This window comes from Alcanivorax sp. HI0044 (assembly GCF_001634945.1).
The window spans coordinates 1-1,101 of the sequence record NZ_LWEZ01000667.1; the positions used below are offsets into that span (position 1 = coordinate 1).

Below are 1,101 nucleotides of genomic sequence, written 5' to 3' on the forward strand. Positions count from 1 at the left end.
CGACGGCGCATGCCCTCAAAGTTCATACTGCGGGCGCTGGCCGGGTTGCCGGACACCATCACGTAAGCCGGAATATCTTTCAGCACCAGCGAACAGCCGGAGGTCATGGCGTAGGAGCCAATTTTGCAGAACTGGTGCACACCGGTCATGCCGCCGAGAATCACGCCATTGCCCACATGAGCATGGCCCGCCACCGAGGCATTGTTGGCAAAAATACAGTCATCGCCAATCATGCAGTCATGCGCCACATGCACATAGGCCATCAGCAAGTTACGACTACCGATTTTAGTCAGGGAATTGTCCTGAATGGTACCGCGATGAATGGTGACCGATTCACGGATGACATTGTCGTCGCCAATTTCCAGACGAGTCGGTTCCCCGTTGTACTTCTTGTCCTGGCAGTCCTCGCCGACGGACGCGAACTGGAAGATGTGGTTATTGCGACCAATGGTGGTCGGCCCTTTGATGACAACATGGGACGCCACTACGGTGCCCGCACCGATTTTCACGTCGGGGCCAATAATGGAGTACGGACCCACCTGCACATCCTCTGCAAGCTCCGCGGCCGGATCAATAAGGGCGGTCGGATGAATCATGGACTAGTCACTTTTATTTTGATGATGGTGGCAGGCAGTATACGCCAGCCTCGCACTGGCGTACGGGTGGGGATCAGACTTTTTGCTCAGCAACCAGCATTTCTGCGCTGGCAACCGTTTTCCCATCTACCTGCGCCTCACAGGTGAATTTCAGAATATTGCGTTTTACCACCACATATTCAGCGAACAGGTGGAGAGTATCCCCCGGGATCACACGACGCTTGAAGCGCGCCTTGTCAGTCCCCACCAGCAGATAGATATAGCCGTCTGAGGGTTTTTTATTTTCCGTCACAAAACCCAGAATGCCTGCAGCCTGCGCCATCGCTTCGATGATCAATACGCCGGGCATGATGGGCTCGTCAGGAAAATGGCCATTGAAGAACGGCTCGTTGATCGTCACGTTTTTCAACGCTTCAATCCGCTACCCGGGCTCGAGATTCAACACCCGGTCAATCAACAAAAAAGGGTAACGATGGGGCAGGTATTCCCTGACCGCTTGAATATC

1 protein-coding gene and 1 pseudogene are annotated in these 1,101 nt (G+C 54.1%); both read right to left on the reverse strand.

Going from position 1 to position 1,101, the window contains the following annotated elements; genetic code table 11:
- A partial coding sequence (lpxA, locus tag A3730_RS08005; protein WP_063537873.1) for an acyl-ACP--UDP-N-acetylglucosamine O-acyltransferase occupies nt 1-596 on the reverse strand: 596 nt, incomplete at its 3' end.
- 73 nt (nt 597-669) lie between these two features.
- Nucleotides 670-1,101: pseudogene (gene fabZ / locus A3730_RS08010) on the reverse strand (3-hydroxyacyl-ACP dehydratase FabZ); the annotation flags it as partial.